The following is a 16,549-nucleotide window of genomic DNA, read 5'->3' as shown; positions in this document are numbered from 1 at the left end:
GTACTATTTTTTATAAAGACATTACAAAGATTCTTCTGATTTTTCTGTTTCTTCCCCTTTCTTCTTGGGCATTTCCGCTTGTAGTTTCTCAACGGCACCGGTGATGGGGTTAAGTCGCAGATGGGTAGGGTATTTCTTGAAAAGGGAACCACCGCGGAGTTCTGTGAAACCGAACTGAGCGAGGGGATAGTCAAAGGTAGCCAGTTGTTGGTCTTCCCGATAAAGAGTCAGGCGGACGAAGCCTGGGATATTGGTATAGAAACCGCCATCTTTCTTGTTTTCCGGGAAATCGTATTGCTGTTGGGATTGCTGGTGCAAGTCCTCCAGTGTCAGGTAGAAGGGAATGCCGGATAGGTCATCCTTGTCGACCAGTCCCTGTAGTTTGCTGATGCGAAAGACAACCTCACGCTTCATCTCCTTGTCAGGACTGAGGGTAAAAGTCTGTTCCGTGGTATCACACTCCGTGACTCCGGTGAAGAGAGACATAAGGGCGTTGTACGTCTTGTCGATCTCGTCGAGCATCAGTTGCAGCTGAGCCTTGTCCGAAGGCATCTCCTCCGCCTCACCAGTAATCAACAGTTGGCGATGCTCTTTCAATTCTGCGATCTGGAGGGCTGTCAGTTCTGCTTTTTTCGCCATACTGCCTGCCATCTGTACTTCCTCGCTGAGGAATCTCATCGGATCAATTCTCCGTTTCTTGGGGGCTGCTACAAACGGTGTGTGTGACTTGATGACAACGGGGGTGTCGTTGACAGCCAGCAGGACACCATCGTCACTGAGTTTGATTTCTGATGTCGCACTCTTTCCCTTCAGATTGACGATAAAACACTTGGAAGTGTCACGGACACCAGTCTGACTCAGTTGAAAGTCTACGAGGCGATGTTTGATCTGACTCTCTTGTTGGATACCCCTGAGATGAAGATACCTCTCGGCGTACTTGGTGAAGACACCAGGGGTATAAGATGTCTTCTCAATGAGGAGGTGGAAATGGAAAACTGTTTTAGGAAGATAATATACTGTACCTTCTGGTACCTTACCCTCTAATAATTTCGTGGAGGATACAGGTTGTGCCCATGAAATCATATTCCAAAGGATTAATGCCAGGATGATAAGAAAACGCCAGCGTCCCATGTGTCTATTCCTTCAATCGTTTGAAAGCACGGGAGATATAGCGGATGATATCCTCTGCTATCAGACTCTCCTCTCCTAAGTCACGTGCCGCCAAGTCGCCAGCCAGTCCATGGAGATAGACACCCACAACACAGGCATCCTGCGGATTATACCCTCGGGCAAGAAGAGCCGTAAGGATACCCGTCAGCACGTCACCGCTGCCTGCTGTCGCCATCCCGGCATTTCCTGTCGGATTGAAGAACACATGTCCATCAGGCAGACAGATAGCGGTATAACGACCTTTCAATATCACATATCCTTGCAGCCGTTCTGCCAAATGACGTGCCTTCGTCAGTCGCTCATAACTGTCAGAGGAATGTCCTTCCATTCTGTCGAACTCCTTGACATGGGGGGTAAGGATAATACCTTTAGGCAGTTGCTGCATCCATGCTCGGTGATTAGCAAGAATATTCAAGGCGTCGGCATCAGCAACGATAGGACTGGTGGTACGACGCAGCTGTGCTATCAGCGGGATGGCTGTCGTCTCACTGATACCTAATCCTGGACCAATACCAAGAGCCTGGAAATCTTCTGTGTCCACTGCCTCCGAGAAAATGGTCTCCTCGGGATCAAACTGAAGGACAGCCTCTGGAATGGCTATCTGCAATATCTCACGATTCTTTTTGGGAGTATGGATAGTCAGTTTACCCACCCCAGACCGCAGACAAGCTCTGGCTGCAAGGATAGCAGCCCCCGCCATTCCATAACTTCCTGCTATCAGAAGGGCATGCCCCATCTGTCCCTTATGGGCATAAGGGTCACGTCCTAAGAGCATAGAACGCACATCCGACTCCTCCAGTACAGTATAGTTCGCCTCTATCTTCTCCATTCCCTCCTGACTCAACCGGATGTCCAGGACTCGTAACTTTCCGATGAACTGCTGATTCTCAGGGAAAAGGAAAGCTAGCTTAGGCTGTTGGAGAGTAAGGGTAAGGGTTGCATGGATAATGTTGGCACGCACATTATAGGTATTATCCTCAGTCATCAGTCCTGAGGGGATGTCAATAGCAACAATATCAGCCTGCGAGGCATTGATATATTTCACCAGGGAGGCAAAGCCGCCTGCCAACGGTTTATTGAGACCAGAACCGAAGAGACCGTCAACAACCACCATCCCTTTCTCAAGGCGAGGCGGGTCAAACTCCTGCGTCACCTCTATGAAGTCCTTGATGCGTTTTGACTCCATGAGCCGCTTCTTATTGGCAGCGCATTCTTCTGCAAGATGTCCGCTGATATTAAACAGATAAACACTGACCTGATAGTTAAGCTCGCCTAACATACGGGCAACAGCAAGTGCATCCCCGCCATTATTTCCTGGTCCGGCAAAGACGACAACAGGAGTCGCATTATTCCATGTATCAGTAATGGCACGTGTCAATGCCTTAGCGGCACGTTCCATCAGATCGATACTGGGTATCGGCTCGTGTTCGACGGTGTATCTGTCAAGCTCTTTTATCTGAGCACTGGTAAATATTTTCATTACAACTGCAAAATTAAGAAAAAAACCTCATTGTAGACCATTCTTTGGCAAAAAATTTGTAATTTTGTGCCAAATTTGCAATTCACAGCATTATGAGTATTGTAAGAATCAAGGACAAGACGTTTGAGACGTCTATTTTGGAAAGAGAGATCAAACAACGTGTAAAGGAGCTGGCGCAACAGTTGAGCAAGGATCTGGAAGGCAAGAATCCGTTGTTGTTATGCGTGCTTAACGGCTCGTTTATATTTGCCGCTGATTTAATGCGTGAGATAACGATTCCCTGTGAGATTTCTTTTGTGAAACTCGCATCCTATGATGGTATTACCTCTACGGAAAAGGTGAAAGAGATCATCGGGCTGAATACAGATCTCACAGGACGTACCGTTGTCATCGTGGAGGATATCGTTGATACAGGTCGTACGATGCAGCAGATGCTGTATTCTCTGTCTTTCCATAATCCGGAGTCTATCCATATCTGCACGCTGTTCGTCAAGCCAGAGAAACTGATAGTGAATCTGGATGTCGAATATGCCGCCTTCTCTATTCCCAACGACTTCATTGTGGGTTACGGACTGGACTTTGACCAGCAAGGGCGTGGACTGAAAGATATTTATACGTTAAAAGAGGATTGAGATTATGCGACAAATCAAACTTCCCCATCTGCCAAGTGATGTCGAGGCACAGCAAAGTGACCTCATCACAGACGTATGGTATAAGAAAGGAAAAGAAACACAGATCAAACAAGACAAGATAGAAAAGAAAGTTGTGATGAAGAATATTGTGATTTTTGGTGCTCCCGGATCAGGAAAAGGGACACAGAGTGATTTAATGATTGAGCATTACGGGCTGGGACATATCTCCACAGGTGACGTGCTCCGTGCAGAGATCAAAAAAGGTACAGAACTGGGTAAGACAGCTCAGAGCTATATCGACAAGGGGAACCTGATTCCCGATGAGTTAATGATCAGTATCCTTGCCAATGTCTACGACTCTTTTGGCCGTGGTCATAAGGGAGTTATCTTTGACGGATTTCCCCGTACGATCCCACAGGCTGAGGCACTGAAGAAAATGCTGGACGAACGTGGTGACAAGGTGGCAGCGATGATTGAGCTGGATGTTCCCGAGGACGAATTGATGACCCGTCTTATCAAACGCGGTCAAGACAGTGGTCGCGCTGATGACAACGAGGAGACAATTAAGAAACGCCTGGTCGTTTATCACTCCCAGACACAACCACTGATCGAGTGGTATAAGAAAGAAGGACTGCATCATCATATCAATGGTTTTGGAACCTTAGAGCGAATCTTCGGTGATATCCAAAAGGTGATAGATAATTTATAGTGACTATAGTACCTATAGTTCCTATAGTATTTATAAAAAGATGGAAAGCAACTTTGTAGACTACGTCAAGATACTATGCCGTTCGGGCAAGGGCGGACGGGGATCAATGCATCTCCGTCATGTGAAATACAATCCGAATGGTGGACCGGACGGTGGCGATGGTGGTAAAGGTGGGAGCATCATCCTGCGAGGCAATCATAACTACTGGACGTTACTGCATCTGCGTTATGAGCGTCATATCTTTGCGGAGCATGGAGGTAACGGTGGTCGTGACAAGTGTCATGGCACAGATGGCAAGGATGTCTATATCGACGTTCCTTGTGGGACAGTGGTCTACAATGCGGAGACAGGTAAGTATGTCTGCGACATCACCTACGACGGACAGAAAGTCGTGCTGCTGAAAGGTGGTCGTGGTGGATTGGGCAACTTCCAGTTCCGCTCTGCCACGAATCAGGCTCCCCGCTATGCACAGCCTGGAGAACCGATGCAGGAGATGACGATTATCCTGGAGCTGAAACTACTTGCCGATGTCGGTCTGGTGGGCTTCCCCAATGCCGGTAAGTCGACACTGGTGTCTGCATTGTCGAATGCCCGTCCAAAGATTGCCAACTATCCCTTTACCACTATGGAGCCCTCTTTGGGTATTGTGGGCTATCGTGACAACAAGTCGTTTGTGATGGCTGACATCCCTGGTATCATCGAGGGAGCCAGTGAGGGGAAGGGGCTGGGACTCCGTTTCCTTCGTCATATCGAGCGTAACTCACTATTGTTGTTTATGGTACCTGGTGATACTGATGACATCAAAAAGGAATATGAGATTCTGTTGAATGAGTTAGCGAAGTTCAATCCCGACATGCTTGAGAAGCACCGTGTCCTCGCTGTCACGAAATGTGACCTGCTGGATGCAGAGCTCATCGAGATGCTGAAAGAGACACTGCCAGACGACCTACCCGTGGTCTTTATCTCCGCAGTCACCAATATGGGACTCGACGAGCTTAAGGACGTTCTTTGGCGTGAGCTAAATGCAGAGAGCAACAAGCTTGCCGCTGTCATGGCAGAGGACACACTGGTGCATCGTGACAAGGATATGTCCCGTTTCGCCCAAGAACTGGCTGATGAGGGTGAGGACGAAGAGATAGAATATGTGGAACTAGAAGACCTAGATGATATAGAATATCTAGATGAACTAGAAGACCTGGAAGATGCCTGAGCCCCAGTTGACTTATTATGATCTAGGCGACCATGTTGTCGCTTTCAGCACCACACGTCACGGTGGTTGCAGCACAGGCAACTATAGTGGGTTTAATATCAACAACTATTGTGGTGACGAGACGTCTCATATTGTAGAGAATCGTCGTTCCCTTGCCGCAGTGTTAGGGATTGACGATAACCACATCATGATGCCCCATCAGGTACATGGCACAGAGGTTCGTCGTATTGACGGACCGCAACAAGAAGTCATCGAGGGTGTGGATGCCGTGATGACGGATGTCCCACAGTTATGTATAGGCGTTTCGACAGCCGACTGTATTCCTATCTTATTATATGACGAGACGCATCATGCAGTCTGTGCCGTTCATGCTGGATGGCGAGGTACTGTGAAGCGTATCGTCCATGCTGCCACTCATGCCATGCATGCCACCTATGGCACTGAGCCATTCCAACTGAAAGCCGTGATTGGACCTGGCATCTCCTTGGAGAGTTTTGAGGTAGGTAATGAGGTCTACCAGCAATTTGCCGATGCAGGATTCAACATGGGGCAGATTGCCCGTAAATATTCCAAATGGCACATCGACCTCCCTCTGTGCAACCGCCTGCAATTAGAGGACTGGGGGGTGAAAGACATCTATATGTCTGGAATCTGTACATACCAACAATATAAAGACTATTTCTCTGCCCGCCGTCTGGGTGTTAACTCAGGACGTATCTTCACAGGGATCATGTATTTATAACCTTCTCTGCAAAATGAGTTTTACCACCACGATATTACAATGGTTTCAGGACAATGGACGTGCCCTTCCTTGGAGGGATACACGTGATCCGTATGCGATATGGTTGTCGGAGATCATCCTCCAACAGACCCGTATCGAGCAGGGACTTCCATATTGGGAACGGTTTATGAGACATTGGCATACTGTGGAGGAACTGGCGGCAGCCTCAGAAGATGAGGTGCTGCGTGAATGGCAGGGGCTGGGCTATTACAGTCGTGCAAGGAATCTGCACACAGCAGCAAAGCAGATTGTGGAGATGGGGGGATTCCCCCGAACTTTGGAAGGGATCAAAAGGCTCAAGGGTGTTGGCGACTATACAGCAGCCGCTATTGGAAGTATTGCTTTCAACCTACCTGCTGCCGTTGTTGACGGAAATGTCTATCGGGTGTTGTCTCGCTATTACGGCATCATCACACCTATCAATACCACGGAAGGCAAGAAAGAGTTTACGGCATTGGCACAAAGTCTGTTGCCGAAAAATGAGGCATCCGCTTTCAATCAGGCGATGATGGACTTCGGTGCCATCCAATGTACTCCACAAACTCCATTGTGCCCATCCTGCCCATTACAAGAAACCTGCATCGCTTTTCGCGAGAATAAAGTTACAGGATTGCCAGTCAAGCAAAAGACCTTGAAAATCAAAGAGCGTCATCTGACTTATATATATATAAAGTATAAGGGGGAGACTGCTATTCATCGTCGTTCTGCCAGAGACATCTGGCAAGGGCTCTATGAACCCTGGCTTACTGACGTTGTTCCTTCTAGTGCTGTGTTACAGTGCCGAAACCTCAAGCACGTCCTGACCCATCGCATCATCTATGCCGACTTCTACTTGTGGGAACCAACAGAAAGGCCTTCGCTGCCTGATGACTATGTATGGATTAAGGAAACGGATATCGATAAATATGGTATCCCTCGACTAATAGATATCTTTTTGCAGAAGCTCAATGAATAATATGGAAAGAATAAATATCGCCATCTTTGTATCAGGAAGTGGTACGAACTGTGAGAACCTGATTAAATATTTCAGCGGTTCTGAACGCTATCGTTGTGCCTTGGTCGTCAGCAACAAGCCTGAGGTTCTTGCCTTGGAACGGGCAGAGCGTTTAGGTGTGGCGACGGCAGTAACTCCCAAACCGCAATTAAATGATGCGGATGTCATGATGCCGTTACTTCGTCAGTATGATATACAGTTTATTGTCTTGGCAGGTTTCCTACCCCTGATTCCTGATTTCCTTATTGATGCCTTCCCTCGTCGTATCATCAATATCCACCCTGCCCTCTTGCCGAAATATGGCGGCAAGGGTATGTGGGGACATCATGTGCATGAGGCTGTGAAGGCTGCTGGAGAAACGGAGACAGGTATGACTGTGCATTATGTGACCCCTGTCTGTGATTCTGGTGAGATGATCGCGCAATACAAGGTGGCGCTTTCTCCTGACGATACTGCCGACGATATCGCAGCCAAGGAGCATCAGTTGGAGATGAAGTATTATCCTTTAGTCGTGGAAAAGGTTCTCAACGAGACATTTTAGGTATGGCAGAACATAACGATTTAGGGAAATGGGGTGAAGACCTTGCTGCCGATTATTTACAACGCAAGGGCTATGTCATCTTGGAACGTGACTGGAGGAGCGGTCATCGTGATCTGGATATCATCGCATTGGATGGTGACACCATTGTCTTTGTCGAGGTAAAGACCCGCAGTAACAAGTTGTTTACAGACCCTGTGGATGCAGTAGGATATCAAAAGATTCGCAACCTTCAACAGGCTGCGAATCATTATGTGAAATATCGTCGTATCAATCGTGATATCCGTTTTGACATCGTCTGCGTGACAGGCACCTCCGACTCAGAAGCGGATATAGAACATATTGAGGGCGCTTTCTAAACAACAGCGTACTTATTTGCACTCTCCCTCACCATAGATATATCCCTGCATACCACTGGTATAGTCGAAGATTTCTTCCGGGCGGAAGAAACGGGCTAACTCAATGGCAGCATTTGACGTGGAGTCAGAAGCGTGTACGATGTTCTGCTGGTTGCTCATGGAGTAGTCACCACGGATAGTACCGGGGGCTGCTTCACGACCATTGGTGACACCAGTCATGGTACGTACTACCTGAACGGCGTCAACACCAGAGATAGCGAGGGCTACGACAGGTGATGCCTGCATGGAGGCAGCCAGTGAGGGGAAGAAGGGACGATCTACCAGATGAGCATAGTGCTCACGGAGTATCTCGTCACTGAGTTGCATCATCTTCATACCTGAGATACGAAGACCACGACGCTCAAAACGGTTCAGCACTTCACCAATCAATTGGCGCTGTACACAACTGGGCTTTAATAATACGAATGTTGTTTCCATTGCTATATGTTTTATGCTTCTTCAACTTCTTTCTCAGCAGCCTTGAAGTTCTCGAGGTCTTCTACACGGAAGGCCTTGATGTAAGCAGACTTACCATAGACATCCTCTTCCGTCATGCGAACATAGACGTTGGCAGACTTCTCAAACAACTCGGGAGCCTTGGTGGCGTCGCGGATGATGAGCAGGCTCATCACAAGTTCAGCAGTCATGTCATAGAGACGACGGGCAAGGAAGTCCTGAGCATCCTGATTCTCCAGAGCCTTGACATTGGCAAGAGCCTCCTCATAGACAGGAATCAGTTTCTCCACACGAGCCTTGAGAGCAGCATTGGCCTCTGAAGGCAGAACTGCCAGCATCTCCTTGATATTGTTCAGCATGGTGCCGTTGGTGATATAGCGGATAGCGGCAACAACCTGCAACTGAGTGGTACCCTCATAGATAGAGAAAATACGGGCATCGCGGAACAGGCGCTGGCTCTTGTACTCCATGATAAAGCCCGAACCACCATGGATGCTGATAGCATCATAGGCATTCTGGTTGGCATACTCAGAGTTCATACCCTTAGCCAGTGGGGTGAAGGCATCAGCCAGACGCTGGTACTTCTTCAACTCCTGCTTCTCCTCGGGCTCCAACTTACGATCACGCTCGATATCCTCTAAGCACTTATAAACATCCACATAGCAAGCAGTCTCATAAAGCAGTGAACGACCAGCGTCGAGTTTCGCCTTCATACGAGAGAGCATATCATAGACAGCGGGGAAGTTGATGATCTTATCACCAAACTGCTGACGCTCTTTAGCATATGCCAGACCCTCGTTGTAAGCCTCCTGCTCAACACCTACTGACTGTGCAGCGATACCCAGACGGGCACCGTTCATCAGGGCCATCACATATTTAATCAATCCAAGACGGGTGCTACCGCAGAGTTCTGCCTTGGCATTCTTATAAGTCAACTCACAAGTGGGTGAACCATGAATACCGAGTTTATGCTCGATGTGACGTACATTCACACCACCCTGACGCTTGTCGTAGATGAACATGGAAAGACCACGTCCGTCTTTAGTACCCTCCTCAGAACGAGCCAGCACGAGGTGGATGTCGCTATCACCATTGGTGATGAAACGCTTCACACCATTCAGACGCCAGCAGTTCTCCTTCTCATCGAAGGTGGCCTTCAGCATTACGCGCTGCAGGTCAGAACCGGCATCAGGCTCTGTCAAGTCCATACTCATACCCTCACCTGCGCAAACACGGGGGATATATTTCTGGCGCTGCTCCTCTGAACCGAACTCATAGAGCGTGTCGATACAACTCTGCAGACTCCAGATGTTCTGGAAACCGGCATCAGCAGCCGAAATCATCTCACTCAGCATGGAGAACACAGCGTTAGGCAGGTTCAGGCCGCCGTAACGACGGGGCATACTTACACCCCACAAACCAGCCTTTCGGGTGGCGTCGAGGTTCTCGTAAGTCTTAGAGGCGTAGATCATACGGCCGTTCTCAAGGTGCGGACCTTCAAGGTCAACAGCCTCAGAGTTTGGCTCGATGATATTGGCAGCCACGTCGCCAGTGATGTCGAGAATCTGCTTGTAGTTCTCGATGGCATCGCCCAAGTCAACGGGGGCATAGTCATATTCTTTCGCATCAGCGAAACCCTTTTCTTTCAGCTCAACGATACGAGCCATCAGGGGGTGGTTCAAGTAGAACCCGATCTCAGGATGATCGCTATAATAGTTTGCCATATTCTTTTACTTACTATTTTGCTTATAATACTTAATGAGCTTGGGAACTACCTCTTCAACGGTACCCGTGATGACGTAGTCAGCGATGCGGTTGATGGGTGCATCAGGGTCAGAGTTGATGCTGATGATGATACCAGAGTCCTGCATACCGGCGATGTGCTGAATCTGACCAGAGATACCACAGGCGATGTACACCTTCGGATGAACGGTGACACCAGTCTGACCAATCTGACGGTCGTGGTCGAGCCAGCCTGCATCAACGGCAGCACGAGAACCACCTACCTCACCATGCAGCACCTTTGCAAGCTGGAACAGCATGTCAAAGTTCTCCTTAGACCCCATACCGTAACCACCAGCTACAACGATGGGCGCACCCTTCAAGTTGTGCTTGGCAGCCTCCACATGGTGGTCGAGTACCTTCACGACGAAAGCCTCAGGACTTACATACTTGCTTACCTCGGGGTATACAACCTCCTTCTTACACTCACCCTCGTAGATAGCCTTCTGCATCACACCACTACGAACAGTAGCCATCTGAGGACGATGGTCTGGGTTCACGATGGTAGCAACGATATTACCACCGAAGGCAGGACGAATCTGATAGAGCAGGTTCTCATATACCTTGTTGTTCTTCTTATCCTCATAAGGACCAATCTCCAACTCGGTGCAGTCAGCCGTCAGACCAGAGGTCAGCGACGAACTAACACGAGGACCAAGGTCACGACCAATCACAGTAGCACCCATCAGACAGATCTGCGGCTGCTCCTCCTTGAAGAGGTTCACGAGGATGTCGGTATGTGGAGCGGATGTGTAAGGAAACAGGTCCTTAGCGTCGAACACAAACAGTTTATCGACACCATAAGGCAGAATCTGATCCTCTACTTTACCCTTGATGCCTGTACCGGCAACAACGGCGTGGAGTTCCACTTTCAGTTCATTGGCGAGCTTGCGACCCTTGGTCAGCAACTCCTGAGATACTTCCTGTACCAGAGTACCTTCTATTTCGCAATATACAAATACGTTGTTAGCCATATCTCTTAACCAATAATCTTTTCGTCCAACAATTCTTTGATCATTCCCTCGATATCAGCATCAGAAGCCGTCAAAGTCTTCGACTCCTTAGCCTGGAACACGATGTTCTTGATAGCCTTCACCTTTGTAGGTGAGCCACTCAGACCGCACTGGTTCACATCACCATCTACATCAGCAACGCTCCACTGATTCAGTGTCAGATAAGGACGCTCCTCGTAGAGCTTATCATAGGGTGTACCCTCAGCAGGACGCTCCATAGGACAAGTAGCACGCTTGTACTTCATCACCAGTTTGGCATTCTGAGGACGACAGGGAGCAGCACTTCCGTTCACGGTAATCACTACTGGCAGCGGAGCCTCAACAGTCTCCACACCACCGTCAATCACACGCTTGATAGTTGCCTTGCCATCCTTTACGCTCAGAACCTCCTCTGCATAAGTCACCTGATTCAGTCCTAACTTCTGAGCCACCTGCGGACCTACCTGTGCAGTATCACCATCGATAGCCTGACGACCACCAATCACGATGTCTACATCACCAATCTTCTTGATAGCAGTAGCCAATGCGTAAGAAGTAGCGAGGGTATCAGCACCTGCGAAGAGACGGTCAGTCAACAGCCAACCTGTATCAGCGCCACGATAAAGTCCCTGACGGATAATCTCACCTGCACGTGGAGGACCCATCGTGAGGATTCCTACTGTAGAGCCCGGATTCTGCTCCTTCAGACGAAGAGCCTGCTCCAAGGCATTCAAATCTTCTGGGTTGAAGATGGCAGGTAAGGCAGCACGGTTGACCGTTCCTTCGGCTGTCATAGCATCCTTACCCACATTACGGGTGTCTGGCACTTGCTTCGCCAGCACAACAATCTTTAAAGCCATAAAATATTATTATAATAATGTATTACTTCGCACACGATTTCTTTGAAATCGGCTGCAAAGGTACAAAAAAACGAACACATAGCCAAACAAATTGCACAAAAAGGGATAAAACGTGCACACATCTCCCTTTTTGTGCAACATTTCGATTAAGCGATTCGAGACTGGTAGAAGTATCTCCTATGAAAGTAAATTCAGTGTGTTTACTCAGTAAATTCAGTGAATTTACTCACCAAATTCAGTGAATTTACTGAGATAAGAGATATCGGAATAAAAAGCACCTAACAGGGGTGTGTTATGAAGGCGGCACCTCCTGCCTGCGAAGGTGTCGCTTCCTCGGGTCGAAGGTACGGGCTTCGAGGGTCGAAGGCGGCACCTAACACATAGATAGTCGGTACCTAACGCATGGATAGTCGGTACCTAACTCGGGAGGGAATGCCTTCTAAGGATATCCATATGTGGATGAATATTTTATCGAAAAAAAAATGGAACTTTCATAATTTCTTTGTATCTTTGCAATTTGAAATTATTATTCAACTCTTCTACGATAATTGTAGAACATTTGTACGCAAAAAATGGTCACGGTCACAACTGTGACCATGTGACCGCAGAGGATGGCGGTGAGATAAGATAACAATGTAATGTTTTGATATACAAATATTTATAAACGAACTAATGATATCAACGAAGCGAAATGGTCACATGGTCACAGCTGTGACCATGTGACCGATAGAACAAAACCAAGAGATATGACGATGGAAATAAAAAGAATTGTTGACGACGAGCGCGCAGAGCAACTGACAGCCCTGCTGTGCCATCATTGGGAAGTGGCGACACAAAGACTGGATACGCTGGCACAAGAGGTAACAAGTGGTATGGATACCTGCATTGAGGCGGAGGTTTATGCAGCCCTGATGCGTACGCAGCATGTAGTGATGGCGCTGATGGAACTCAACAAGATACCCACAACATATTTGTTTTCAGAGTACCTGGAGCGCATCAACAAGACCGTTTCGAATACCAGTATACGTCAGTCGTTCATGACACTGGTACAACGACTGTTGGGCGGAGCATCATCTAACAAACAAGCGACACCCTTCTTCGACCTGGTTTTCCAGACGATGACACAACACGTGACCTTGCCTACGGAACAGCAGGAAACTATCCGAAAGATAGTGTCGCTACAATACATCTTCGGTGTATGTGCCCAACACCTGAATCCTAAAGACTTGATGATGGTGGCACAAATCCTTCAGGACGTCAATACTGAAGGCGACGCAGAGGAGCAGGAAGAGATTATCAGCCAGCTTCAGAATATGCGACAGGTCATAGAAACGCTTGACAGGCAGATGAGCGAGAATCTGCAGATGATGCTGATAGGACTGTTATTGTTGATTTTGTTACCAGGTTTGTTTGTTAGTCTGATGCAACAACGCCGAACTGACCGCAAGGCAATGGCGCAGTTTTTTAATAAAGTACTCATGCAGGTACGTGAGAGCAACCGTTGGTGGGAGTATTGGCAAGAGCGTCGCGAGACACTCCGCGTGGTCAGCGACAGCAGTTCGTGGAAAGATATCATGACGGCTGAACGCACCAAGGAGCGCAAAGAACTGGGGAAGGTGCCTGGAGGGTTGTTTGCCAAGTGGTCCACCGATCGCAAGACCTTCGATGAGTTCTTTCTCGATACCCATCTCGATGACGATGCCCTGCGCCACTTCATCTTCCACCTGGCGACACTGTCGGAGATTGCCCGAGAACTCAACCCCACCACCAAGTTTGGCGACGAGCAACTGGTGCTGGACGACCAACAACGTGTGGGTGAGGCCGTCCTCGAGGCTGCCAGCAAGCTGGGCAACCTGGTGGCTAAGACGTGGGAAAAACATTATGAAGCCTTGTGGCATGAACTGATTCAGGACGAGACCATCTTCGCTCATCTGAAAGTGACACGCAAGAGTCCGCACAACAACCTGTTTACTGCACGTTTCTTCTGTCACTTGGTGGGAGAATTGAAAAAAAGTGCAGTCTTCGGAGCCCATTCCGACAATGACTTGGCAGAAAAACTGACTAAGAAGCAGTATGTGGGTACTTTCAGGAAAAACATCCAGGAAGGAATGGGCGAAGAAATAAAAAATGTGCAAAAAACGTTCAATGCTATCTATCAGAAATATAAGCAGTTAGCATTCGCTAAATCATAATTTACGTCTTTGAACCACAACTTATAAAATCCCACTTTGAAGGTGCAAGACCCCTTGTGACCTTTGCCGCCGATATGATTCAATTGGCACAATCATTTAGCGGCAAGCCTCGCAAGGCGAGCATGGCTGCTTATCGTCAACTGCTGGCGAAGAATCACGTGGAGGAAATCCTTCAGGACGTGAAGCAGAACAAAAATATGAATCGCAAGAAGGAACTGCCCGTATGGCTGCCTCTTGCACAGTGTTTTAACAATGGTTCGCGCAAGGCTGAGGATGCAGTACCCTCAGGACTCTTCTTCCTCGACATCGACGAGAAGGGACTGACAGAACAACTTTGGCAGAAGGTGCAGGACGAGAACCTCATTGAGGAATTCCGCATCGTCTACTTTGCTGAGAGTGCAGGTGGTGGTACCCACATCTGGGCTTGGCGAACACCAGGTTCTACCATCGAGGAGGACATCCAGAAGTTGGCGAGTCGCCTGGGTGTCAGCTATGACTCGCATGTGACTGATCTGGCACGCTGCTGTTTCATGGTCAGCGAACAGTATGTGAAGCTGCTCGACCCAGTGGTGTTTGAGGACATTGACCATTCACCATTCACCATTGACCATTCGGCTGCGCAGAAAGAGGTCTCTGAAGAATCTGAGGATAAAACGGAAGTTTCAACTCTAAACTCTAAACTCTCAACTTTTAACTATAAAGGCATCCCCTACGAGAACATCGTACAGGCTCTGCTTTGGAAATTGGGTTATGGCGATGCACCTGCTGAGGGTGAACGCAATATGGCTCTCTACACCATGAGTCGCTACCTGCGTTTCATCTGTGACTTTGACGAACAGAAACTCTTTGCGATTCTACCCCATTGGGGACTGTCGGATCATGAGGTATTGTCCACCATCAAGAGTGCCGTAGGCAGCACACGTCCTGCAGGTATTCCTTCGATGATGCATGAGGTACTCTCATCGTTGGGAGCAGCTATCGAAGCAGGATCAGCAGAGGCTGAGGAAACGACTGTCGTTCCAGTCGACAATGAGCTGCCTGGTATCCTTCAAGACTTGTCCGACCACGCTCCAGAGGAGTTCCGAGAGGCGACACTGATAGCGGCAATGCCGATGTTGGGTACGTTGGCAACAGGCATCCGTGCCAAGTATCGTGATGGCAAGCTGAACTCACCCAGCTTCATCGTGGATATCGAGGCTCCTCAAGCCACAGGTAAGTCGTTCGTTGACAATGAATTCGAGTTACTGATGGACCCTATCATCAAGCAGGACGAGGTGGAATGGCAGAAGGAGATTGCCTATTCGCTGGCGAAGAAAGACGGTGAGGAAGTGGAGAATCCCTGTGCCCAGATCCGCATCATCGAACCCAACATCGGCGTGTCGGCATTCTTGGAGCGTGCCCTCTATGCGAAAGGTAAGCATCTCTTCACCTATGCCCCTGAGATTGAAACGGTATTGAAGAACAACAAAGGCGGTGCGTGGACAGAGAAGAACGACCTCTTCCGTCTGGCTTATGACAACAAGCCCTGGGGGCAGCATCGCATCTCGAAGGACTCGTTCTCCGGCAAGGTCACCCTCTATTACAATATGGTGATGTGTGGAACACCCAATAAATGCCGAGCCTTCTTTGCTGATGCGGAGAGTGGTCTCGTGAGCCGAGTGACACCTGTCATCCTACCTGATATGGTAGGTGCAAAGATGCCTGAGTTCAAGGCGTGGAGTCAGGAAGGTGAAGAAAAAGTGAAGCGCCAGTGCCTTTGTCTGATGGACGAGGAGGGTGAGGTGGATTTGCCACTCATCAACAAAGCCATTGAGGAATGGGATGAAGGCAAGCGTCAAGAGTATCTTCAGACGTTGCGCTACTCGCTTGATGTACTGCGTCGTCGTGCTGCTCTCAATGGTTTCCGAGCTGGCATCATCGCCTATCTGCTCGAAGGTCGTCAAGAGACGGAGCGCGCCATTAAGTTTGCCCTCTGGTATGCTGAGCGTTGTCTCCACTACCAGTTACAGCTCTATGGTGACAAGATTGATGCCTTGCACAACAACACGTTAAGCCCACAGACCTCGAAGAGCAACATCTACTATCTGGATGCGTTGCCCAAGGAGTTCACGAAGGAGGACTTGGTAAACCTCCGTCTGTCCAACAACGAGTCGCCAGTAGTAAAGACCATCATCTACCGCTGGGTGAAAGAAGGTCTCGTCGTAAAAACCGACACCAACCTCTGGCAGAAAATCCAATAACAAATGAGCCTCCCTTCGGGGAGGCTCATTTTATAAGTCATACATCTTTCCCACATAAGCATCCAACTCGGCAATCTTGGCTCTGAATTCCGTCTCTCTCTTTCCTATTCATTGT

Annotated in this window: 15 protein-coding genes; 9 read left to right on the top strand and 6 right to left on the bottom strand. The window is 48.5% G+C overall.

Annotation, left to right across the window (positions count from 1 at the left end):
• Positions 1–21: 21 nt before the first annotated feature.
• Entirely contained in the window at positions 22–1,131 is a 1,110-nt protein-coding gene (locus BM257_RS04220; RefSeq protein WP_092068700.1) for a DUF4831 family protein, read from the bottom strand.
• Positions 1,132–1,135: 4 nt separating this feature from the next.
• Complete coding sequence (locus BM257_RS04215) at positions 1,136–2,650, bottom strand: NAD(P)H-hydrate dehydratase (RefSeq protein WP_092068697.1); 1,515 nt, start codon at positions 2,648–2,650, stop codon at positions 1,136–1,138.
• A gap of 92 nt (positions 2,651–2,742) precedes the next feature.
• Here BM257_RS04215 and hpt point away from each other — a divergent pair, with 92 nt between their 5' ends.
• From hpt to BM257_RS04180, 7 genes are all read left to right on the top strand, one after another.
• Positions 2,743–3,282 carry a hypoxanthine phosphoribosyltransferase gene (gene hpt, locus BM257_RS04210; protein ID WP_092068694.1) on the top strand — a complete coding sequence of 180 codons (540 nt, stop codon included), beginning with the start codon at positions 2,743–2,745 and terminating at the stop codon, positions 3,280–3,282.
• 136 nt (positions 3,283–3,418) lie between these two features.
• The gene (locus BM257_RS04205; protein WP_092069337.1) at positions 3,419–3,991 is read left to right on the top strand and encodes an adenylate kinase; all 573 of its coding nucleotides are present in this window, start codon (positions 3,419–3,421) and stop codon (positions 3,989–3,991) included.
• Between the two features lie 40 nt (positions 3,992–4,031).
• Entirely contained in the window at positions 4,032–5,201 is a 1,170-nt protein-coding gene (gene obgE, locus BM257_RS04200) for a GTPase ObgE (protein ID WP_092068691.1), read from the top strand.
• On the top strand, positions 5,194–5,943 hold the full coding sequence (gene pgeF / locus BM257_RS04195; protein WP_092068688.1) for a peptidoglycan editing factor PgeF: 750 nt from the start codon (positions 5,194–5,196) through the stop codon (positions 5,941–5,943). The genes obgE and pgeF overlap by 8 nt, the downstream gene beginning before the upstream one ends.
• A gap of 13 nt (positions 5,944–5,956) precedes the next feature.
• Positions 5,957–6,937: an A/G-specific adenine glycosylase gene (mutY, locus tag BM257_RS04190; protein ID WP_092068685.1), complete on the top strand. Its 981-nt coding sequence runs from the start codon at positions 5,957–5,959 to the stop codon at positions 6,935–6,937.
• Between the two features lies 1 nt (position 6,938).
• Positions 6,939–7,517, top strand: coding sequence for a phosphoribosylglycinamide formyltransferase (locus BM257_RS04185; protein ID WP_092069334.1), 579 nt, complete (start codon positions 6,939–6,941; stop codon positions 7,515–7,517).
• 2 nt (positions 7,518–7,519) lie between these two features.
• Entirely contained in the window at positions 7,520–7,873 is a 354-nt protein-coding gene (locus BM257_RS04180) for a YraN family protein (protein ID WP_092068682.1), read from the top strand.
• 12 nt (positions 7,874–7,885) lie between these two features.
• Here BM257_RS04180 and ndk read toward each other — a convergent pair whose 3' ends face one another.
• From ndk to BM257_RS04160, 4 genes are read right to left on the bottom strand one after another with little or no spacing between them, the layout of a single operon-like run.
• Positions 7,886–8,350 (bottom strand): nucleoside-diphosphate kinase, encoded by a 465-nt coding sequence (gene ndk, locus BM257_RS04175; protein WP_092068679.1) that lies wholly within the window; start codon positions 8,348–8,350, stop codon positions 7,886–7,888.
• 11 nt (positions 8,351–8,361) lie between these two features.
• A complete protein-coding gene (locus BM257_RS04170; RefSeq protein ID WP_092068677.1) occupies positions 8,362–10,092 on the bottom strand; it encodes an acyl-CoA dehydrogenase family protein in 1,731 nt (576 codons plus the stop codon).
• A gap of 6 nt (positions 10,093–10,098) precedes the next feature.
• Positions 10,099–11,124, bottom strand: a complete 1,026-nt coding sequence (locus BM257_RS04165) for an electron transfer flavoprotein subunit alpha/FixB family protein (RefSeq protein WP_092068674.1) — start codon at positions 11,122–11,124, stop codon at positions 10,099–10,101.
• Between the two features lie 5 nt (positions 11,125–11,129).
• Positions 11,130–12,002, bottom strand: a complete 873-nt coding sequence (locus tag BM257_RS04160; protein WP_092068671.1) for an electron transfer flavoprotein subunit beta/FixA family protein — start codon at positions 12,000–12,002, stop codon at positions 11,130–11,132.
• Between the two features lie 752 nt (positions 12,003–12,754).
• Here BM257_RS04160 and BM257_RS04155 point away from each other — a divergent pair.
• Together BM257_RS04155 and BM257_RS04150 are read left to right on the top strand one after the other, a co-directional pair.
• A complete protein-coding gene (locus tag BM257_RS04155; RefSeq protein WP_092068668.1) occupies positions 12,755–14,194 on the top strand; it encodes a hypothetical protein in 1,440 nt (479 codons plus the stop codon).
• Between the two features lie 74 nt (positions 14,195–14,268).
• Entirely contained in the window at positions 14,269–16,434 is a 2,166-nt protein-coding gene (locus BM257_RS04150) for a hypothetical protein (protein ID WP_092068665.1), read from the top strand.
• The last annotated feature ends 115 nt before the right edge of the window (positions 16,435–16,549 follow it).

Source organism: Prevotella sp. tf2-5, assembly GCF_900115435.1.
GTDB lineage: Bacteria > Bacteroidota > Bacteroidia > Bacteroidales > Bacteroidaceae > Prevotella.
This window is presented reverse-complemented; position numbering and strand designations above follow the sequence as displayed.